This is a genomic window from Achromobacter sp. ACRQX, assembly GCF_022346505.1.
GTDB lineage: Bacteria > Pseudomonadota > Gammaproteobacteria > Burkholderiales > Burkholderiaceae_B > Achromobacter > Achromobacter animicus.
The window spans coordinates 139,507-161,116 of record NZ_JAKRML010000007.1; the positions used below are offsets into that span (position 1 = coordinate 139,507).

Annotated in this window: 16 protein-coding genes; 4 read left to right on the forward strand and 12 right to left on the reverse strand. The window is 58.4% G+C overall.

Translation table 11 applies throughout. From position 1 onward, the window contains the following. Nucleotides 1-9: 9 nt before the first annotated feature. The 4 genes from MHZ91_RS09110 to MHZ91_RS09125 all read left to right on the forward strand — a co-directional run bounded on the left by MHZ91_RS09110 (nucleotide 10) and on the right by MHZ91_RS09125 (nucleotide 6,090). Complete coding sequence (locus MHZ91_RS09110) at nucleotides 10-1,341, forward strand: aminotransferase class I/II-fold pyridoxal phosphate-dependent enzyme (protein ID WP_370647795.1); 1,332 nt, start codon at nucleotides 10-12, stop codon at nucleotides 1,339-1,341. A 47-nt stretch (nucleotides 1,342-1,388) separates the two neighbouring features. After that, a complete protein-coding gene (locus tag MHZ91_RS09115) occupies nucleotides 1,389-3,455 on the forward strand; it encodes a capsular polysaccharide biosynthesis protein (protein ID WP_239213391.1) in 2,067 nt (688 codons plus the stop codon). Beyond that, entirely contained in the window at nucleotides 3,452-4,660 is a 1,209-nt protein-coding gene (locus MHZ91_RS09120; protein WP_239213393.1) for a capsule biosynthesis protein, read from the forward strand. The genes MHZ91_RS09115 and MHZ91_RS09120 overlap by 4 nt, the downstream gene beginning before the upstream one ends. Before the next feature lie 95 nt (nucleotides 4,661-4,755). Next, a complete protein-coding gene (locus MHZ91_RS09125) occupies nucleotides 4,756-6,090 on the forward strand; it encodes a glycosyltransferase family 2 protein (protein ID WP_239213395.1) in 1,335 nt (444 codons plus the stop codon). Nucleotides 6,091-6,187: 97 nt separating this feature from the next. On the opposite strand, the gene MHZ91_RS09130 is transcribed toward MHZ91_RS09125, so the two are convergent. The 12 genes from MHZ91_RS09130 to MHZ91_RS09185 form a co-directional block, all read right to left on the reverse strand. Continuing rightward, nucleotides 6,188-9,796, reverse strand: coding sequence for an FkbM family methyltransferase (locus tag MHZ91_RS09130; RefSeq protein ID WP_239213397.1), 3,609 nt, complete (start codon nucleotides 9,794-9,796; stop codon nucleotides 6,188-6,190). Between the two features lie 41 nt (nucleotides 9,797-9,837). Continuing rightward, nucleotides 9,838-10,497 (reverse strand): ABC transporter ATP-binding protein, encoded by a 660-nt coding sequence (locus MHZ91_RS09135; RefSeq protein WP_239213398.1) that lies wholly within the window; start codon nucleotides 10,495-10,497, stop codon nucleotides 9,838-9,840. Continuing rightward, nucleotides 10,494-11,318 carry an ABC transporter permease gene (locus MHZ91_RS09140; RefSeq protein WP_239213399.1) on the reverse strand — a complete coding sequence of 275 codons (825 nt, stop codon included), beginning with the start codon at nucleotides 11,316-11,318 and terminating at the stop codon, nucleotides 10,494-10,496. The genes MHZ91_RS09135 and MHZ91_RS09140 overlap by 4 nt, the downstream gene beginning before the upstream one ends. Further along, nucleotides 11,305-12,402: a polysaccharide biosynthesis/export family protein gene (locus MHZ91_RS09145; protein ID WP_239213400.1), complete on the reverse strand. Its 1,098-nt coding sequence runs from the start codon at nucleotides 12,400-12,402 to the stop codon at nucleotides 11,305-11,307. Before MHZ91_RS09145 ends, MHZ91_RS09140 begins: the two co-directional genes overlap by 14 nt. A 22-nt stretch (nucleotides 12,403-12,424) precedes the next feature. After that, nucleotides 12,425-13,531, reverse strand: coding sequence for a Wzz/FepE/Etk N-terminal domain-containing protein (locus MHZ91_RS09150; protein ID WP_239213401.1), 1,107 nt, complete (start codon nucleotides 13,529-13,531; stop codon nucleotides 12,425-12,427). 115 nt (nucleotides 13,532-13,646) lie between these two features. Beyond that, complete coding sequence (locus MHZ91_RS09155) at nucleotides 13,647-15,317, reverse strand: LTA synthase family protein (protein WP_239213402.1); 1,671 nt, start codon at nucleotides 15,315-15,317, stop codon at nucleotides 13,647-13,649. Further along, nucleotides 15,310-16,104, reverse strand: coding sequence for an SDR family oxidoreductase (locus MHZ91_RS09160; protein ID WP_239213425.1), 795 nt, complete (start codon nucleotides 16,102-16,104; stop codon nucleotides 15,310-15,312). Before MHZ91_RS09160 ends, MHZ91_RS09155 begins: the two co-directional genes overlap by 8 nt. Nucleotides 16,105-16,356: 252 nt before the next feature. After that, nucleotides 16,357-16,857 carry a Dps family protein gene (locus MHZ91_RS09165; protein WP_175121647.1) on the reverse strand — a complete coding sequence of 167 codons (501 nt, stop codon included), beginning with the start codon at nucleotides 16,855-16,857 and terminating at the stop codon, nucleotides 16,357-16,359. A 177-nt stretch (nucleotides 16,858-17,034) separates the two neighbouring features. Then, entirely contained in the window at nucleotides 17,035-17,985 is a 951-nt protein-coding gene (locus MHZ91_RS09170; protein WP_175121648.1) for a LysR substrate-binding domain-containing protein, read from the reverse strand. A 78-nt stretch (nucleotides 17,986-18,063) separates the two neighbouring features. Next, on the reverse strand, nucleotides 18,064-20,154 hold the full coding sequence (gene recG / locus MHZ91_RS09175) for an ATP-dependent DNA helicase RecG (RefSeq protein ID WP_239213403.1): 2,091 nt from the start codon (nucleotides 20,152-20,154) through the stop codon (nucleotides 18,064-18,066). Nucleotides 20,155-20,193: 39 nt separating this feature from the next. Continuing rightward, entirely contained in the window at nucleotides 20,194-20,580 is a 387-nt protein-coding gene (locus tag MHZ91_RS09180; protein ID WP_056561027.1) for a Rid family detoxifying hydrolase, read from the reverse strand. 96 nt (nucleotides 20,581-20,676) lie between these two features. Then, complete coding sequence (locus MHZ91_RS09185) at nucleotides 20,677-21,603, reverse strand: LysR family transcriptional regulator (protein WP_175136596.1); 927 nt, start codon at nucleotides 21,601-21,603, stop codon at nucleotides 20,677-20,679. Nucleotides 21,604-21,610 lie beyond the last annotated feature (7 nt).

Sequence of the window (21,610 nt, forward strand, 5' to 3'; positions counted from 1 at the left end):
GTGAGCACCGTGAAGAAGCTGCCCGGCCTTGCGGCCGGCATCAAGGACAGACTCATCCAGCAGGCGCTGGAGCGCAAGCTTCGCCAGGCGGCCGAGCCCGGCGCGCACGCGCTTGCGCGTCCCGCCGAAAAGAAAGCCGAGATCCCTGAGGAACACTATCGGTTCCACCTGCATCCCGGCTATCAGCAACTGCGCATCATCAACGATGGCGCCAGTCGCCTGGGCGTGAAGAACCCCTTCTTCAAACTGCACGAAGGCACCGCCGGCGCGCGCACGCAGATCGATGGCAACGGCTACATCAACTACGCCAGCTACAACTACCTGAACATGTCCGGCGACCCGGCCGTGATCGCCGCAGCCAAGGCCGCCATCGATCGCTACGGCACGTCGGTATCCGCCAGCCGCCTGGTCTCCGGCGAACGTCCCGTGCACCGCGAACTGGAAGCCGAACTCGCGGCGCTTTATGGCGTGGACGACGCGATCACCTTCGTCAGCGGCCACGCCACCAACGTCTCCACGATCGGCTACCTGTTCGGCCCGCGCGACCTTGTCCTGCACGACGAACTGATCCACAACAGCGTCCTGCAAGGAATTCAGCTGTCAGGCGCCCGCCGCCTGCCCTTCCGCCACAACGACTGGGAAGCGCTAGACGCCATCCTGCGGGATCAACGGCACCAGTTCGAACGCGTGCTGATCGTGCTGGAAGGCATCTACAGCATGGACGGGGATTACCCGGACCTGCCTCGTTTCGTCGAAGTCAAACAACGCCATCGCGCCTTTCTGATGGTGGATGAAGCGCATTCGCTTGGCGTGATGGGCGCGCGCGGCTATGGCATCCGTGAGCATTTCGGAATGGACGGCAAGGACGTCGATATCTGGATGGGCACGCTGAGCAAGACGCTGGCTGGGTGCGGCGGGTATATCGCGGGCGAAACGGCGCTGGTCGAGCATTTGAAGTTTTTGGCGCCGGGATTTTTGTACAGCGTGGGCATGCCGCCGACGGTGGCGGCGGCGTCACTGGCGGCGTTGCGACGGATGAAGGAACTGCCGGATCGCGTGGCGACGCTGCAGGCGCGGGGGAAGTTTTTTCTGGAGCAGGCGAAGGCGGCGGGGATTGATACCGGGACGAGTACCGGGTTGGCGGTGGTGCCGGCGATTACGGGGAGTTCGTTGAAGGCGACGCGAGTGTCGGCGGCGTTGTTTAAGCTGGGAATTAACGTCCAGCCGATCCTATATCCCGCCGTACCTGAGAAGGCGGCGAGGTTGAGGTTCTTTATCTCCTGCACGCATTCTGAATCCGAAATTCAAAGAACAGTGCAAGCGCTCGCGCAATCGCATTGATCCCCGACTCGTCATCTCCCTCAACTGCGCCTTCTGCCAATAAGCTCGTGACCATCGGAACCTATTCGCGCCGCTTGTCCCAACTCCCGGGCATTGAAGCCCTCCTTGGGCAACCGCTCGTTCATTTACGACCGGGTCAACTTCCGGCCTCCAGGAACATCAGCGCATTGGCAGGGTGGGGATTCCGCCCGTCCACGACACGACCGCGAGCGCTCGCAGCCAAACGCGGATTGCCGTTTATCGGATTGGAGGATGGATTCCTCCGCTCTTATGGCACTGGACAGCAGTACCCGACGCTCTCGCTCGTGGTGGATGATTGTGGCATCTATTATGCGGCCGACCGCGAATCACAACTCGAGGGCCTGCTTGCCTCCAACAGCGATGTTCTAAGCGGTGCAGGCGCCGCATACTCCGACGCGCGAGACCAGATCATCGCCAGAGGCCTGAGCAAATACAACCTTGCGCCCGATAGTCACACCCTGCCCGGCCCAGCCCACGGTCCCAAAATCCTTGTCGTCGACCAGACAGTCGGCGATACGAGCATTGGTTTCGGGCTGGCACGTACCGAAACCTTCGCTGAGATGCTTCAGTGCGCGCGTGATGAGAATCCGGGCGCAACGATCTATGTGAAGACGCATCCCGAGGTCAGCCGCGGATCAAAAAAGGGTTACCTATCGGAAACCGCCGAAGACAACAAGACGATCTTGCTGCGCGATCCCATCGCGCCTGGCAGTCTTCTTCGCCAAGTCGACCGAGTCTATGTCGTAACCTCACAACTGGGATTCGAAGCGCTGCTGCATGGGCTTCCGGTGAGCTGCTTCGGCATGCCCTGGTATGCCGGATGGGGTGCAACGACGGATCGACTGAAATGCGAGCGGCGCCATCGACGCCGCAATACAGACGAACTGTTTGCGGCAGCCTATCTGCATTACACACGCTATCTCGACCCCGAGACGCTTCAGCCGGGGTCCATTTTTGGAGTGATTGAATGGCTCGATCTGCAGCGGCGCATGCAGCGTGCAATGACCGGCAGAAGTATCGCGGTTGGTTATCGCCGCTGGAAGGCCACAAACGTTCGTCCGTTTCTGGGCCCTGATCCTGAGCAGATCCACTTTGTACCGCACGCAAAGGCGGCCAGTGAATTGGTCCCCAACTCAGATGACCGGTTGATTGTATGGGGGGCCTCGCCCTCGCCCGCGACCGTCGATCTGGCGCAGCGTACGGGTGCCACATTGCTGCGAATGGAAGACGGATTCATTCGCTCCGTGGGACTGGGATCCGACTTCGTGCCGCCGCATGCGCTCGTGCTTGATGCAGCGGGTCTCTATTTCGACGCGCGCCAGTCCCATGACCTCGAAACGTTGCTCAATACCCGCACGTTTACCGCGCAGGACACGGAACGCGCCAGCAGCGTGCGCCGGCTGATCGTCGACAACGATCTCACCAAGTACAACATCGAGCCCGCCCAGCTTCCTGCATGGCGCACGCACGACCGCCATGTGGTGCTCGTACCTGGACAGGTCGAGGACGACGCCTCCATCCGGTACGGATGCGGTCCCGTGCATGACAATCTGTCGCTGCTCAAATCTGCCAGACAAGCGCGTCCTGACTCCTACATTGTGTACAAGCCCCACCCCGACGTGGCAGTGCAGAATCGGAAGGGTAAGGTGCATGCTTCGGACGCACTGCGCTATGCCGATCACATTGAAACCAAGGTATCGATAACCAGTTGCCTGGACGTGTGCCATGAAGTGCATACGATGACTTCGCTAAGCGGGTTCGATGCGCTGCTGCGCGGAAAATCGGTCGTCGTATATGGGATGCCTTTCTATTCCGGCTGGGGGCTAACCGAAGACCGGATGAGCGTTCCTCGACGCAGCCGAACCCTCACGCTTAATGAGCTGATAGCTGGTGTGATGCTTCACTATCCAATCTATTGGGATTGGACGCTGAACGGATATACCACCTGCGAAGCGTCATTACGACGCATCATCGCTCAGCGCACCCACATCCTTGCGACAGGCGGAATCCAGTCCGTGCGCAAGAACTATTTCCAACGCCAGTTGCATAAAGTTCGCCTCTGGGCAAAAGCCGGATTTGTACTGAAGCGATGAACGCCAAACAAAGGTTTCTATTTCTGCAAGGTGTTTGCTCGCCGTTCTTTCCGGCCCTCGCCAAAGCGTTGCGCCAGCAAGGCATGCGAGTTCGCAAGGTCAATTTTTCCGTTGGCGACCGGATCTATTGGCGACAAGGCGACGCCACCTCTTACCGCGGACCAATGCACGACCTGCCGGGCTTCTACCATGCAGAGTTCGAGACGCACGGAATAACGGACGTCGTTCTCTTTGGCGACTGTCGCCCCGTACACCGGTCGGCCATCGAACTTGCAAAGCAGTCCGGCATACGCGTCCACGTGTTCGAAGAAGGATACTTCCGACCGTATTGGGTAACGCTGGAACGCGGAGGCGTGAACGGCAATTCCGCGCTCCCGCGAGACCCCGACTACTATCGAAAGCGCGCAAAGGAAGTTCCCAACTATGACAATGGCACCTCGTTCGTTTCCCCGTTCTGGAAGCGAGCAGCCTACGACGTGGGCTATAACTTTTGGGCAGGCTTAAATCCACTCCTCCATCGCGGCGTCAAAAGTCACGTGCCATATACCCCGGCAACGGAGTACGCGGGCTATGTGAAAAAAGGCATCAGTACGCAGGTCAATCGTCGGCGCGCCAAAGCCATCCAAACAATGGTTACGCTCGATACGCAGCCCGTACAGTACTTCCTGTTTCCGCTGCAACTTACTACCGACTCGCAGATTAGCCATCATTCGGATTTTGACAGTATGAGCCAGGCTCTGGAAAAGGTGATGCGGTCCTTCGCGCGCCATGCTCCGGAACAGGCCGTGCTGCTTATGAAGGCACATCCACTTGATCCCGGACTAGTTAATTACTCTAGAATCATCCGGAGATTGAGCAAAGAACTCATGCTTGGCAAGCGAGTGATTTACATGGACGGAGGCCATCTTCCCTCGTTGATCAACCGCACCACTGGCGTCATAACGGTGAACAGCACCGTGGGCGCATCTGCGCTTCTGCATGGCAAACCGACGAAGACCCTTGGCCGAGCCATCTATGACATGCCGGGCCTCACCGATCAAAAGACGCTCGCTGAATTCTGGAGTCATCAAGACAAGCCAGACCTGCAGCTGTTCCGAACGTTCCGGAACGTGGTCATCCACGATACTCAGATCAATGGCGGCTTTTACTGCTCGTCTGGAATCAGACTGTCGGTAAAAAATTCGCTGAGTAAACTTTTATTGTGACGTGTAAGCCTCTGGGCAGACCAAAATCTTAGACAGTCGCGCACGAAATACACGCGCTTGGCGCGCTCAATATGCGCCAGAGTAGGCAATTGGAGATGGGATTGAATAGACTGTGTTTCGTCTATAAAAACTGGGTGCGAGCCGGCCGCCGTTGGCACTCGCCTTACCATCAAATTGCCTTTGAGATGGCTATCGGCGTAAGGCAGGAGACCATTCATCGCATGCTGGACTGCGGCCTGCTTGCAAGAGCTGAAGCGATCTATCAGGAAAAGCCCGAACTCTTCACCGCAGCTGCTCTGGGTAAGCTGGAGTATCTTCGGGGCAACCACAATATTGCATCAAAGCACCTCGAGGCGTCTTTAACATTCGAAGGCGCGCAAGAACGGCAACGGGCGACAAAATTGCTCACTCGCCTTAGTCCTTCGGCCGTCCTCGCCTGGTCAAAAAAAACTGCCAGAACCCGTCTATACGAGTGCGTACGTCTGTCTATACAAGATGGAGGTAGCTTGTCCGCAGTCTCGCAACCGTTTGGGGACGAGCACTTGCTTAATGCCAACTGCGCCGCCGCTATTGCGCAAAAGCTGCAATGCCTGAACGCGTACTGGCACGAGATGGGCCTGTCGCCCATACTACAAGATCCGGCGAACACTATGTTCGACATCCAGGCGCTCATCCCGCTTGAACGCGAGAGCCACGGGTCTATGTCCAGCACGCCTAACGTCTCCGTGATCATGACGGTTTTTAATGGCGCACAATATTTAAAACCGTCAATGCTTTCGATGCTGAATCAAGTCGGCGTGTGCACCCAAATCATCGTTATTGACGACGCCAGCACTGACGAAACGTGGAACGTGATTTGCGATCTCGTGCGGGAATTTCCGCACAAAATCGTTTCCAAACGTCTGCATCAGAATGTCGGCACATACAAGGCCAAAAATATTGCTCTCGACATGTGCGACACAGAATACGTGGCGTTTCAGGACGCAGATGATTGGTCACACCCTGAACGGCTTAAGAGGGCAATCACCTGGCTAAATTCAAATGATCAGCATATTGCCGCCACTTCAAGGTATGTCAGGCTCGACCACAACGGCCGCTTCTTCTCGCCAAATGTCTGGCCTTTGAGGCAATGGTCCCCAAATACGCTCGTTTTACGGCGCGCACCGGTTTTCGATTCTATTGGTAGATTCGACCAAGTCAGATTCGGTGCCGACACTGACTTTTTCGAGCGCATCAGAGCGTATTTTGGAGACCGACGGCTAATGTTCCACAAGGAAGTGATGCTGATTGCGATGGGGCTGCCCACCTCGCTCATGCACAACCCGGCGACGGGACTTGATGAACGTGGTCATTCGGCAAAGCGCGTGGGCTACAGAAATAAGCGTGCGGAAAGACTTTTAAGAATCGCGCGATCCGGATTGAGGCGGTAACTGGCCGAGCCGGCCGAACCGGACGTCACGCGACAAGTGGCCGGATCACAACACAATGATTGTGATCCGCCCCCTCCCGCTGCGGGCAGTCCTTTCCCTAAACGCGTCCCAAAGCAAGCTGGACGTGCAGCGAGCCTGCCATACGGCTGATGTGTGCACTCCTCGCTCTTGCGCTCGCAGCGCGGCTGTACATGTTCCACAACGTATAGTCGTGATAAATAGCGGAACAAGCTGCCGCAAACTCGGCCGGCGTGCGCACCTGAATGCCTGCCGTCGAGAGATCTTCCGAATGCGATTGAGGCATCGGGCGGTACACGGTCGGAACCCCCAGGCCTCCAGCTTCGACGGGAATCATTTCATAAGTGGCATGGGGCGTAAGGCAGCACACGATTCGTTTTGCTGCGAGCCATTCCTCCCATGCTTCGCCCTGCGTATAGGGCAAGACGGTCAGCCCAAGTTCGCGGTCTATTTTTCCCCCATATTGTCGGACTGCATACAAGGGTATGCCCGGCAATGCTTGTCGCAATGCGTTGATCCAATCCTCGATATCTCCGCCAACCAGGCCCCGATTCAACAGCTTTTGAAGATCTCCGAGGAATATTCCCTCCGAAGCCTCGAAATTTGCCCGGATATCCTCACTGAAATCAATCGATTTCGGAATGCAAATCAAATTCCCCTGCAAGTCATCGAACAGCGGTTCGTTCAATGCCGCGTAGGTGAACAGGCACGCCTTTACCCGACTGCCGTAGAGCCGCTTCCATGCCTTCAGTTTTTCACTTATCCAGCGCGTGCGAGACGGAATAAGGTTATAGGAAAGATTGACATACACTTGTTTTCCTTCGGTCGCAGCCAGATTGATAAGCTCTTCCACGGGTGCAAAATCCGGCCGTTCCGGGTCACCGGGGTAAATCCAGACGATCTCCGCCGGTCGAATCTGCTCGGTGATGGATTGGAACTCTTGCGAAATCTCTACGTCTATGACGCGATGGCCCAACGCTCGCAAGGCCTCCGTGATCAAGCCGCCAGATTTAAGAATTCCACCCTTCTTCCAACGAGCCGCGTCAACACGCCCAACATAAGCAATCGTGAAAGAGGACCGGGAATAAACAGGCGTCGGCGCATCCGCGCGCCACTCCTTCCACTCGCTGACGCACCGATTCTGGATTTCGCGGGTGTCTGCTCTCGAGCCCGTCTTTTGCATGGACTCGCGATGGATGGGCTTGTCATCCGGAATATCAAGCGGCAACGCCTCCGAAGCGTCGTGCTTGATGACGACGAATGGAATCCGCTGTTGCTGGCCAAGCAAGGCAAAATACACGTCGGCCATATTCGGGGTGTGGAAGTCAGCGTATTTCACATCGATCGTATCGGTGTGGAACGACGAGCATCCTGTTCCGAGAATGTGAACCGGCAGGTCGTGAGGCCGTCCGGACCGGAAAGAAAACACACGCCGCGACTCCGGACTGTAATAATCAACAAAGGGCTTCTTCAGCAAAGAGCCGTGCCAGCCCACTACGGCTTTACGTCCATACCGTTCGATGGCGTCAATGCAGTGCTGAACGTAGTATGGAGGATAATCAATGTCATCGTCGCACGTGAAGAAGTACCCGGAGTAGTTGTCTATGTCGTAGAACTTCCCCCGATCTCCGACATCGCCCTGCTTATGGACCACCGTAATCTTTTCACGACGTAGGAACTGTGGGATCTCGGCGTAATCGTTCAGATAGACAACGATTTCGTCCGCTTGCTCGTACAAGCAATCAATAACCCGAGACAGCGCAGTGCGTCGAATCTCGATCGAAGCGATCCCGATTCGAACACGGTCTCGGCGAAATGACGTCTCAAACGGTTGGCGGGGCTTCCTGATAGCCGGCTCGAACAATGCCACCGGGCCGCTTCGCTCGGCGGGCTCCAATTCACGAGCAGCGCGTTTCAACGAGTTGGCATGCAACTTCTTAAAGTCCTGCACCTCCCGGACAACCCGGGCTTCCATCCGCTTTTCAAACGCAGCCCAGCTTTCATAAGGCTTCAACGCGCTGAACGTGACGGGTGAAAGGAGCTTTCTCAGCTTTCCAACCGTGGCCCGTACGCCTGTGGTGTACAACACTTTAAGACGACGTCCCGCAAATCTTGCACGAGCACGTTCAGTTTGTACGGCCACAATGAGGCGATTGACCTCATCTTGCAGCCGATCGGCTTCCGCTAGCGCGAAGTCCAGTTCCTTGTCCTTGCGCGACATGGCCTGCTGGCTTTCCAACCGCAACGCCTCCAGCTCCTTCGACTTGACCTGAGACGACGAAGCGGCAGTCAGGCGCCCAAGCCCCTCCTGAACCGACCTAATCTCCGCTCCAAGGGAGTGGCCAAGTTGCTGGACCGAGTTTTCCTGGAGTTTGAGCAACGCTTCTGCGGTGGACACATCAGCGCTCGCGGCGGCGGCGACTTCCGTTCGGAGCGACTCGCCAACAGTTAACAGACGGTCGGACAACTCCGATATCCCGTTGCCTACCGATTCGGCAATTTCCCTCAACGCCCTTTCGTTATGCTCGAACAGTTTCCGCTGGCTGGTTAATGCCTCAAAAGATTGAGATCGCTCTTCGCTCAACAGATCGTCGGTAGCCGCGCGAACCGCAGACAGCAGCTTACCGAGAAGCTCCTCGGAAGACTGCGCGTGCGCTTCTCGATCAAGTTCCAACTCTCGCATAAGCACGCGGAACTTGTGTTCAACGACCTCGGAAAGCAACTGGATACGCTGTCCTTGGTCACCAGACGACGTTGCCACTGCAGATTTGACGTCTACGACAACCGATTCGATGCATTCCGAGAGGTAAGTCTTATAATCGGGCAGCGAGCCCCGGATAGTCTCTTCCCTCGATTCAAGGGCCGCGGCGTGCTTCTCGAAGTCCGCCTTGGTTAGCGCCCCGCGTAAATTCGACTCTATCCGGGCGAGATAGCCTTGAAGTATCCGCCTGTTGTGATCAACGTCGCGTCTTGCGAAGAATAGCGAGCGCTCCTGAACAGCGTCCAATTTCGAGCGATGCACGAAGAAATAGGTGGGAGTTACCCCCCGCATTGACACAGGGACATAGCCCTGCTCGGTCAGAAAGCCGGAAATCGCTGCAAAAGCGACATTCGTCTGCCCTTCGACGATGAGGACAGGATTATCGCGATTTAGTATCTCCGTCGCGCCCTTAAGCACAGCGATTTCTAAGCCTTCCACATCAATCTTGATGAGTGCGACCTTACGAGCTCGTCGGAGCAACACCGCGTCAAGCGTACTAAGCTGAACCGATCCCGCATCATCGCGGGAAAAGCTGGAGGCGCCCAGATTCCCGGGGACTAAGTTCATCAGTCCTCGGCCTTCCTCTTCCCCAAGTGCCATCCGGTGGCAGGACACCAGGCTCTCAGCCCGATTTAAGCGGACATTTTGTACCAATTGAGTGTACGCGTCGTCTGCCGGCTCGAAGGCTTCGACCTGTCGATCAAGGATGATCGAGAAAAACAGCGAGTGGTTTCCTATATTTGCGCCAACATCGACGAATACGCCATCTCCCACCCCCAGACTGGAAATCTCCTCCAGGACGTCAAGCTCGTAAAAGGTCTTGGCATCACTGATCTTCTTCGCTATATAGTCGCTGGGATCCTGAAACTGGAAGGTGACAGACCTGCCGGCATATGCAATGCCAAGGATGTTGCCGCTGTTGTTCATTTCTCGTCGCGTTAATTATTTATAAAATTCTTTTCAGGAAGCTAGAGGCTTTGGTAGGCAGCGATGCCTTTCTCCACATCGTCATACTGCTCCACCACTCCTCCGCTCCGCAGCAGCACCACGTAATCGCACATTTTGCGGACCTGACCCATGCCATGCGTCACGAGGATCAAGTTGGACGTCCCCGTTCGCTCCGAAAAAAGATGCTGCGCCTTCTCACGAAAATGAGCATCCCCGACTGATATTGCTTCGTCCACTAGATAATAATCAAAATTAAAAGCCAGGCTAAGCCCGAAAGCAACACGTCCCCGCATTCCTGAGGAGTATGTGTTTACCGGCAAGTCAAAGTATTCGCCAATCTCTGCGAATTCCTCGACAAATTTGACTACTCTGCGCAGACTATCCGCATGCGCGCCTTGAACTCGAGCAACGAACTTGACGTTCTGCCTGCCAGTCATGGAGCCCTGAAATCCGCCCGACAGTCCCACCGGCCAAGATATGGAGTTGGAAGTGACAATTTTTCCACTATCAGGAACATCTTGTCCGCCCAGAAGCCTCATGAGCGTTGATTTTCCAGCGCCATTTCTACCAATCAGGGCTATGTTCTTATTAGAAGGTAGCGATAGGCTGAGGTTCCGAAATACGAACTTTCTTCCCTTATTGGTCAGATACGATTTCGTGACGTTGTCGATGTGAATCATACCGCCACCAAATTCAACCGCCGCACACGATATAGAGCCATTGCGACAAACAGGGTTGCCAGCGCTAAAAAAGACGCATACCACATGCTGATACCCACAACCTTTGGATAATGCTCAAAGACGTTCGACCTCAATGAGTCAATCAGATGAAGATACGGATTCCATAGCATGAACTTCTGAAATTTTTCTGGGATCAGCCACAGAGGCATAATAATTCCAGAAAGAAAATACAGCGGCATGTATGAAAGACGAATAAATGTCTTCGCCTCCGGTAGAGCTTCTGCCACAACGCAAAAAATCAATCCGAGGCCGAATGAAAATACGGTGCCGACGAACATGACCAAACCCCAGCGCAATGGCTGGTGAATTGAGACATCACTCCCCGCCCAGAGCCCGAGACCAAAGAGAATAAGTCCGTACACGCACGCCATTAATGCGCACTCAACAATGCCTCGCGCGACTATGGTGTCAATGGGCTTGATCTGTCTGTACGCAAACAGTCCTTTGTTGGCGTTTACCGCCTCCATACCCTTGAGCGAAATATTCTTGAACAGAATGAATGGAATAATTCCAGTGACAAGAAAAACGGACAAATCTAGGCCGCTATTGGCGTGACCGCGCAGGATTGCATAAATCCCCATCAACGCGACGATATGCGCCATCGGCTCAAAAAGCAGCCAAAAAGCACCGTAGCGATGGCTCCCGAACCGTCCTCGCACTTCTCTAAGCACCAGCGCGAATATCACCGCACGAAATATTCCGAAGGACGTCCGCTTCGTGATATCCGCAGCCGCTCCGGATTGGTCGTCAGAGGTTTTCAATGGTCCTTCCCAGCACCAATACCTGAACGATCGGCGAAATAATCTTCTGCCATTCGTGGACGGCCGCATTGGTGACGAAAATAGCGTCTTCAGGTTGGACCAAGAACTGTCGCGCGATGAACACAGACTCCGGTTCCTTCAGGTTCAACCGGAAGACTTTGGCTACCGGCTCCGTTGCACCGCCATCATTTTTGTGAGATTCGTCCAATCGAAAGACAAAGACGCCGGCCGCATCGGCCTTCATTTCACTGAGCCCTTTTACGCTACCAAGCACTTCCAGCAAACTCGGATTATTGGAAGGCAAATCGTGCAAACCTGGATCGCCCACGGCCCCCATGGCGACAAACCGCTTCCGCGCACGTTCGAGCACGACCTCTGCCCCAGGAGGCAGAACTTGGTTTTTTCCAGCCAGCAGGTCCTGGTAGTTGAACTGATACGACTTCTGCCCCGTCCGGACAACGACCTTGATGAGGTGCGGCTCGAGTAGAGGTCCCCCGGCTCTGTTGATTGCGTCCAGCAGCGTCAGGGGACCTTGTAGCGCCGAGAAACGCCCCGGATTTTTAACAGCCCCAGCAACGAGTACGGATCCAGATAGATCACCCGTAAGGGTCACCTGTACCTGTACGTCACTCGTAATTCCTTTGAGTTTTCGACGTACTAAGGTCTCAACCTCTTCCAAGGTCTTGCCTGCCACCCGCTCCCGCCCAACGTAAGGCAGAGATACGGTCCCTTTGCTGTCAACTCGAATATTCTCGAATACGGTTCCGCCGCTGGCCAAAGGCGCGAAGATCGCGCCATCAATGGCCGAATCGGCGATCATGATTCGCAACACGTCGCCTGGAACCAGATTAATATCAGGGACGGTGGGAAGCGCAACAGTATTGGCAACTTCCGACTCCGGCGGACGCATATATGGGCCGAGCGTGTCGGCGGACAAGTCCACCAACACATAGTTCTGCGCCTCTTCGCTGTTCATGATCGCGAACCGCGACGGCCCCGCCGAAGACAGTAAACTGCCGCATCCGCCTAATAACAAAGGCAAAACCAATGCAACCGAGCGAACGGATGAAAATCGATGTTTCATTTTACTCTTCAGATTCGGAGGTCTAGTCGCGATGATCTTCAATCGTAGCGATGACAAAGCGCGCGATGCCATAGAACAAAAGCAGCCCCATAAACAGCGTGACCAGATTGAAGATGCGGTCAGGATGAATTGCCCGGTCCGGTGCATTGGGAGACACCACTGTGACGAGGCTGCGAAGTTTTTTGCTCGCTTCGATCCGGGCGGATTCCACCGAACTTACCGCAAACTTGTATGCCTCTTCGGCAATAGCGGCATCAATGGTCAGATTTCGGTAGCGAGACGCGACTACGTTCAATTTGTCGCCTCCCTTCTGCGAAACAAGGCGTTGAATTTCCGAGGCCAGTTGTTGCTCAAGCGCGTGGATGCGGTTGCGCTGCTGACGAACCTGAGGCGTATCTGCGTTAAGCGTTGCCGCCAGGCTTTTCAGAGTCGTCCGCTCCTTTGTAAGGTTGGCCTCTAATTCGGCGATGATCTCGGCGCGAGCCTTTGCGGTTGCCTCCGCATCCAGCAGATTATTGGAGCTCTGGAACGTCAACATGTCTTCCCTACGCTCCTCGTATGCGGCACGAGCCTTGGCGAGTTCGCTCTGCGCGAAGGTCATCTGCTCTCGCGCCATGCGGTGGGACAGTTCATTTACAAAGCGCTCACTTTCGCTGAGCATCACTTTCAGGACTCTTTCAGCGAACTTTGGTTCGAACGCCTCCACACTCACGCTCAACAGACCAGTCTGTTCATCGAAATGTGCCGTGACCAGTCGACGGTAATAATCAAGTAGATCCTCGCGTTGCGAGTTTTTCGACAGGAAATACAAGGGGTCATGCCAACGATCCGCATAATGCGCAGACCAATCTAGCTTTGCCTGCAAGACATTCAACATATCTTGCGACGTCAGAAATTCTCTAAGATATAAGGTCTCTTCCCTAGACGTCGGGTTCAACCCGCTAAGCATCACCGCAAGGCCCGGAACCTGAGGCGCCTCGTTATTGCCAACCTGACGCACAGCGACCTGCGCGGTGCTTACGTAGCGGTCCAACGCGAAGAAGCTGTAATAAATGACTGCCAGAAGCATGGGAATGCCAACCAACCACCAAAACAGGCGCCTTGATTTTAGTTTTTCAAAGTTGATCATCTACTTAGCTACGGAATCTTATTGAGCGCTGTCACGCTGGTTTTCATCGCCTGAGGCCGGTATCTCGTCCGGGCGCGGGGATTGTACGACATTTCAAATATTGCGATGGGGACGGCTACCTCTCCGCAGCGGCGATGGGTCCGCGCCTGGGTTGAAGCGCGGCCTTCCCCTCCTCTTCGCCCTGGAAGCTTGCCGCTAATGATGTCAAGCCTAGACTTTGCAACCACTTACGGCTCAGTGCGGTAACGGATGCCACCCGCGCTTGTGTCGAATGGGGCGCATCGGATTGCCAGATCACATAATCCGTCGTCCCTTCAACTTCCCCGCAAGCGCGATAAACCCGGGGCATGATTGGCACATGGTCACCAAAGATGCAGATTGATCCGGGACGCCCACGCTGTCTGATCGCATCCCTTAGCATACCGAACATGGAATCGGCGTTCCGTAAGTGGCGCGCATATGCCACCAGGTCCTCGCATCCCTCTGGCACATGCCTATTTAAAACTTCAGCCGCGTCAGACTCGTTCACGGCTTCCCAATGCAACGGGCCGTGATTTTCCATGGTGATTACATGCAGGTACAGCGGCTGGCTGGAATCCTTGAGAACCCCGAGAACATAATCGGCCAATGCAATATCCCCGACGTATGGGCCGTCCTTACGCGCGGTCAGAAAGGCTTCGATACCAACGAACTCGTCAAATCCAAGGGCCGGCAACACCTTGTCCCGGCTATAAAATCCTCGGTGATACGGATGTACACAGACCGTGCGGTATCCAAGTGATTTCAAATATGAGGCAATCGTCTGGAATCCTTGTTTTGCCAACCTGCGATATGGGTTGTATTGGTGGATTTCCAATGCGTGTGGTCCCATTCCCGCCAAAAATCCGAATTCGGTGCGGACAGTATTTGCCCCCCAAGCTGTAACCTGCAACTGGCCGTGCGCGACGGCTTCAGATTTGAGCAAATCAAAATTGGCCAGTAGGTCCGAGCGGATCATGTCCGGATAGGCGCGCCGGATGTCGAAAAATGATTCACTTTGAACGGCAATCAGGTCGGGCAAACATTCCGGCAGGACCTTTGGAGCGGCAATCCTGGCAAACGGAGCGCGGCGGCGGAAATCGTCCAGCGACTGGCGCTCCCTTCGGCCGTATGCCCAAAGCGCAGCGACCAAGCCCAGGCGGGCCAGGTCTACGCCAGCCTTGAATTCGACATCGATGCGCCTTCCTGCGCAAAGGGCCAACGCCAAGCCTGCGGCGGCAAGGCCGAATGCAGACACGAAAAAGGGGCCGGTTGCCCCAGCCGGGTCAAAGATCTGTTCTTCAGGCAGTTCGGCGAAAGACGCAACCCAGATTCCGGCGCCGGCTGTGATTGAGTCTTCAAGCGCCAAACCGGCCCATAGCGCGGCGCCATACGCGCCCCCAGCCGCGACCGCCCGAGTCATGCCAAAGAACGGCAGATAGAGACGGGGGTGCTTGATCGCGTCTGTGAAGTACTCAAAGTCAGGAAACACAAAGGGCTCGCGAAGCGCGAGGAACTTCGCATTGCTTACCAACACGATGAGTAGTTCGATGGCCAATACGTTTGCGACCGCAAAGTACGGTCGGCGGAAAAGTGCGAGCTCGAGCGCGAACGCGGCAGTCCAGACACCCAGATGTACGCAAACCGCAGCGGCCTGCCGGCGCCAGGGCAGCACAGGTCTCGGGGTCAGCAGCGCCTCGACCACAAATGTCAGAATCAGACCCACCAGATACGGCGGCAGCAACGGTATCCAGAAAGCCTCAATCACCGTAGCCCAGCCTCTTCAAAATCCACCCGGACACAGCCGGGTGAATCACCGACAGCAGAAAACACCCCAAATTCAAAGGAAACGGAAAGCTGATACGAGCACGGTTGGCTTGCAGTCCACGGCGGATCACCCGGGCTGCCTTGTCCGCCTTCCACAAGAACGGTTTGGGGCCGGGCATGTCGAAGCACATCTGTGATTCGACGTAGCCGGGCATGATGACGTTGAAGCGGATACCTACGTCCGCAAGCGCATCGCGCATGGCCTCTCCGTAAACCTTGACGGCGGCCTTGCTGGCGCTGTAGCTGGGCGTTTCGGGCAGGCCGCGCCAGGCGGCCAGTGAGCTGACGAGGGCTATCTGACCGAAACCTCGGTTGCGCATGGCCGGCAGCACGCCGTGCACCGTGGCAAACACCGCCTTGACGTTAACGTCGAGCAGCCGGTGCACATCCTGCCAATCCTCGCCTTGGCGCTCGGGTCCGGTGTTGATGTTGACGCCCGCATTGGCGATGACGAGTTCCGGCATCTCGGCCTCGGAGATGGCGGCCAGCCAGGACATCAAGGTGTCGTGATCGCGCACGTCGCATTCATGCGTGACGACTCGCGCGCCATGCTGCTCGCAGGCTTGCCGCAACTCGGCAAGGCGTGCACTGTTGCGCCCTTGCAGAATGAGAGTCTTGGCGCCAGACGACGCATACTCCAGCGCCAGCGCGCCGCCAATGCCGCCGGTGGCTCCGGTGATCAGCACGCATCTTGGGGATCCGGGTTCGCGAACTACGGTACGACTCATGACCTGCCTGTCCAGACGGGTCCCGAGCGCAGGTTTTCGGATGCTCGCTGATGGCAAACTGGCGCGCGGAGCCGACGCGGCGTAACCGCGGCAAAAGCGAGGATGACAGAGGGTGGCGTCTGGGGCGTTATCTGTGGCACGTCGTATAGACATGGCCGCCTTGCGGCGGCCATTGTCGGTGTTCACAAAGATCCGGCCGTCCCCCCTTGCGGGTGAGACGGCCGGCCATTGTATGCGAAGTTAAGAAATTTATTACTGCAGCAGGCTGCGCAGCATCCACGCGTTCTTTTCATGCACGTCCAGACGCTGCGTCAGCAGGTCGGCCGTGGGCTGGTCGTTGGCGGCGTCGGCCTTTTCGAAGGCTGCGCGGGCGGTCTTGGCGACCGATTCGTTGCCGTCCACCAGCAGGCGCACCATTTCCAGCGCGTCCGGCACGGTTTCCGGTTCAGAGATCGACGACAGCTTGGCGTATTCGCGATACGTGCCCGGGGCGTAGTGGCCCAGCGCGCGGATACGCTCGGCGATGCTGTCCAGCGCATTCCATTCTTCGGTGTACTGCGTCATGAACATCTGATGCAGCGTGTTGAACATGGGCCCCGTGACGTTCCAGTGGAAGTTGTGCGTCATCAGGTACAGCGTGTATGAATCGGCCAGCAACTTGGACAGTTCGCCGGTAACCGCGGCGCGGTCCTTGTCCGAAATACCGATGTTGATGCGCGGAACGCTCGAGGTCTTCTTGGTGGACTTGGCCATTGCTAGCTCCTATGGAAAAAGGCGGAAATAAGAATACCACTGCAAACACGACAGAACAGGCGTTGTGGAGGCGCCGTTCTCACGATGGGCTGCGACCAATTGACGCGGTGCGAGGGGCCCGTCTTACGCAAGGACGCCCACGCAAATCCGCGCCGGCCATTGGCCGTCGTTTAGCGTTCAATCTTGCACGGCCGCCGCTTCGCCGGCCAGCATCTTCACGCCCGGCAGCTCGCATTCATAGACGGCCTGCGCCAGCGCTTCGATTGCCGCCAGGCGCGGGAAGCTGCGCCGCCATGCAAGGACGACGCGGCGCTCGGGCACATGGCCTTCGAACGGCAGATAGCGCAACAGGCTGTTGGAGGGCGGGTTTTCGGGGACGGCGGTGACCGGAAGCACGGTGACGCCGATGCCGGCCGCGACCATGTGGCGGATGGTTTCGAGCGAGGAGCCTTCGAAGGTGCGCTGGATGCCATCGCTAGCGGCCGAAAAGCGCGACAGTTCCGGACAGACTTCAAGCACCTGATCGCGGAAGCAATGGCCACTGCCCAGCAGCAGCATGGTCTGCTGTTTCAGATCCTGGGCGTCGATGGACTTGCGCTGGGCCAGTTCATGGTCGTTGGGCACGGCCACCACGAAGGGCTCGTCGTAGAGCGGCTGCATGACCAGGCCGGCTTCGGGCAGCGGCAAGGCCATGATGGCGCAGTCGATCTCGCCCTGGCGCAGCAGTTCGACGAGACGGACGGTGAAGTTTTCCTGCAGCAGGAGCGGCATCTGCGGCGTGCGGCCGATCTGCACGGGCACCAGCTTGGGCAGCAGGTAGGGTCCGATGGTGTGGATCACGCCAACGCGTAGCGGGCCGGCCAGCGGATCGTGGCCCTGCCGGGCGATCTCCTTGATGCTGGCGCTTTCCTCGAGCACCTTCTGCGCCTGCGCGACGATGCGCTGGCCGATGGGCGTCACGCCGACTTCGGAGCCGCCGCGTTCGAACAGGGTCACGCCCAGTTCGTCCTCGAGTTTGCGGATGGCCACGGACAGCGTCGGCTGGCTGACGAAACAGGCCTCGGCCGCGCGGCCAAAGTGCCGCTCGCGGGCGACGGCGACGATGTACTTGAGTTCGGTGAGAGTCATGGTGGACTACGCCCCCGGGGTTACGCGCCGGCCCGGTGGCCGGCGCTTGAGGATTCAAGAGAGTGGATGGGCCGCATGTCAGGTGCGCAGGAAGTCTTCGCGGCCACGCATCCAGCGGGCCAGATGGGCCTCGACGACGGCGGGATGTTCGGCGCGCAACCACACGGCAGCGTCGCGCGCGTCTTCGGCGATCGCGGCGTCGGTCTCCAAGTCGGCAAAGCGCAGGAGCGCCATGCCCGACTGACGTGTGCCCAGGAATTCACCCGGGCCGCGCTGTTCCAGGTCGCGCCGGGCGATCTCGAAGCCGTCGGACGTTTCGAACATGGCACGCAGCCGTTCGCGCGCAACCTGCGAAAGCGGCGTCTGGTAGAGCAGCACGCACACGGACTCGGCCGTGCCCCGCCCCACGCGCCCGCGCAACTGGTGAAGTTGGGCAAGGCCGAAGCGCTCGGCGTGTTCAATCACCATCAGCGACGCATTCGGCACGTCCACGCCGACTTCAATGACGGTCGTGGCGACGAGCAGGTCGATGTCGCCGTCGCGGAATGCCTGCATCACGGCGGCCTTCTCGGCCTGCGGCAGGCGGCCGTGCACCAGTCCGATCCGCAGGTCCGGCAGATCGGTCCGCATGCCTTCGTAGGTGTCGACGGCGGTTTGCAATTCGAGGGCTTCGCTTTCCTCGACCAGCGGACAGACCCAATAAGCCTGCTGGCCGCCGCGCGCGGCCTGCGCGATATGGGCGATAACCTCTTCGCGCCGCGCGTCCGAGACCAGCTTGGTCACGACGGGGCTGCGGCCAGGTGGCAACTCGTCGATCACGGAGACGTCCAGATCGGCGAAAAAAGTCATGGCGAGCGTGCGCGGAATGGGCGTGGCGCTCATGTTGAGCTGATGCGGCACGATGCGGCCGCGCACGGTTTCACCTTTGCGTGTCAGCGCAAGACGCTGGCCGACGCCAAAGCGATGCTGTTCGTCGACGATGGACAGGCCCAGCCGGTGGAACTCGACGTGATCCTGGATCAGCGCCTGCGTGCCGACCACAAGCTGCACGCTGCCGTCGGCAGCGGCGGCCGCGGCTTCGCGCCGGGCCTTCGCGGTCAGGCTGCCGCTCAACCACGCGACGTTCACGCCCAGGGGGGAAAGCCAGGACACCAGCTTACGAAAGTGCTGCTCGGCCAGGATTTCCGTGGGCGCCATCAGCGCCACCTGCGCCCCGCCCGCAATGGCCTGCGCCGCCGCGATGGCCGCCACGACGGTCTTGCCGCTGCCCACGTCGCCCTGCAACAGCCGGTGCATGGGATACGGCTTGGCCAGATCCGCCGAGATTTCCTCCACGACGCGCTGCTGCGCGCCAGTCAGCTTGAACGGCAGTGTTTCGTACAGCCGTGCGACCAGCCCGCCTGCGCCGTTCTGCACCGGCAGCGATTCGGCTTCCTTGATGCGGCGTGCGGCACGCGCCGCGGCGAGCGAGAGCTGCTGCGCAAGCAGCTCGTCGAACTTGATGCGGCGCCATGCCGGGTGCACGCGATCCATCAGGGCCTGTTCGGATTCGCCCTGCGCGGGCGTGTGCAGCGCGCGGATGGCGGGCTCGAACGGCGGCAGGTCGTAGCGCGCGCGAGCCTCCTCGGGCAGCGTGTCGGATAGGTCAGCAGTGTTCAGCGCCTGTGCAATGGCGCGCCGCAAGGCCGGCTGAGGCAGCCCTTCGGTAGTGGGATAAACGGGAGTAAGAGCAGTCGGCAGCGGCGAATCCGCATTGGTCAGCCGCGGATGCACCATCTCGCGGCCGAACAGCCCGCCACGCACTTCGCCGCGGGCGCGCAGGCGCTTGCCCACGGTCACTTGCTTCTGCTGGCTGGGGTAGAAGTTCAGCCAGCGCAATTGCAGTTCGCCGCTGTCGTCCGCCAGTGTGGCGGTGAGCTGGCGGCGCGGCCGGTACAGAACTTCGGATTTGGTGATCTCGCCTTCGACCTGGCCGGCAAAGCCGGGGCGCAGCGCGCTGATCGGGATGACGCGTGTTTCGTCTTCGTAGCGCAGCGGCAGGTGCAGCACGAAGTCCTCGGGCAGCACCAAACCCAGGTTACGAAGCTTGCGCTCCGTATCCGTCATCGGTTTGCCGGCGCCGTTCTTGTCGGCGCCGGTACGCTTGGAGGCCACGGCTGCGGCCGGCATGTAGGAACGAACCCCTGAAATGAAACGTCCGGGCGCGCCTTACAGGACCATGATGGCTTCGACTTCGAACTGTGCGCCCTTGGGCAGGCTGGCCACGCCGATCGTGGAGCGCGCCGGGAACGGCTGGGGGATGATCTCGGCCATGATGGCGTTGGCCGCCGTGAACTTGCCCAGGTCGGTCAGGAACAGCGTGAGCTTGACCACGTTTTCCAGCGTGCCGCCTGCAGCCTTGATGACTTCCTGCATGTTGGCAAACGCCTGACGCACCTGCGCGTCGAAGTTTTCAGAGACCAGGTCGCCGGTGCCAGGCTCCAGGCCGATCTGGCCCGAGAGATAGACAGTCTTGGTGCCGCTGACGGCAACCGCTTGCGAGTAAGGGCCGACGGCGGCGGGCGCGGTGTCGGTATGAATGATTTGCTTGCTCATGGGCGGAATCCTTCTGGTGACGGATAGAAGCTACAACTATCGGAGTTTATCCAGCAATAGACTTTTGCGAAAGTAGCGGTTCGCCGTAAAGAGGGTTTAGGACTGGTCCTGCGCAGCCGGCGGATGCCCTGCCCCGCCGATATCGCCACGATGCGCAATCAGCAGTTCGGCCAGTGCCTGCGCGGCCACGGACAGGCTGCGTCCTTTACGGCGCACCAGATACAGCGGCCGCGTCAAGGCGCGGCCCGCCAACGGTACGACACGCAGGTCGGCGCTGCGAAAGTGAAAAAGCGTCATCGCGGGTACGACCGACACACCCAGCCCCGCACGCACAAGACCCGTGACGGTCGCCAGATGCTCGACCTCGAAAACCGGCAGGGGCGCCTCGGCGCCCAGCGCTTCGTCCAGATGTTTGCGCACACTGCTGCCGCGCGCAAGCTGGATGATCGGGTGCCGCAGCACGTCGCGCAGCCGCACGCGAGGCTGGTCCGCCAAAGGATGGTCCACGCGGCACACCAGAAAGTAGCGGTCGGCATGCAGGAATTCGCTATCCAGATCGGTCATGTCAGGCCGCCTCGAGGCCACGGCAAAATCGGCCACCCCGCTCTGCACCATGTCCAGGCAAGGATCGAGCAAGGCGTCCCGCAGGTCCAGCGCGATGCCAGGATGATCTTGCCGGAAGCGCGCCAGCAGATCCGGCAGCCACCCCGCCGCAAGCGACGGCAGCGCGGCCAGCGTCACCCTGCCCCGCCGGCGGTCCGCCATATCCCGCAAATCGCCCATTGCAAGGTCCATGTCCGCCAGCAGGCGCCGCGCGGTCGCGTCCAGCACGCGGCCTTCGGCAGTCAGCTCGACATGCCGCGTGCTGCGATCAAAGAGCCGGACGCCGGCACTGTCTTCCAGCGAACGGATCAACGCGCTGAAGGCCGGCTGCGTCAGGTGGCAGCGCTGCGCGGCACGCGTGAAGTGCCGTTCATCCGCAAGCGCCACGAAGGCACGCAATTGGCGGGACGATAGATTCATGGCTTTC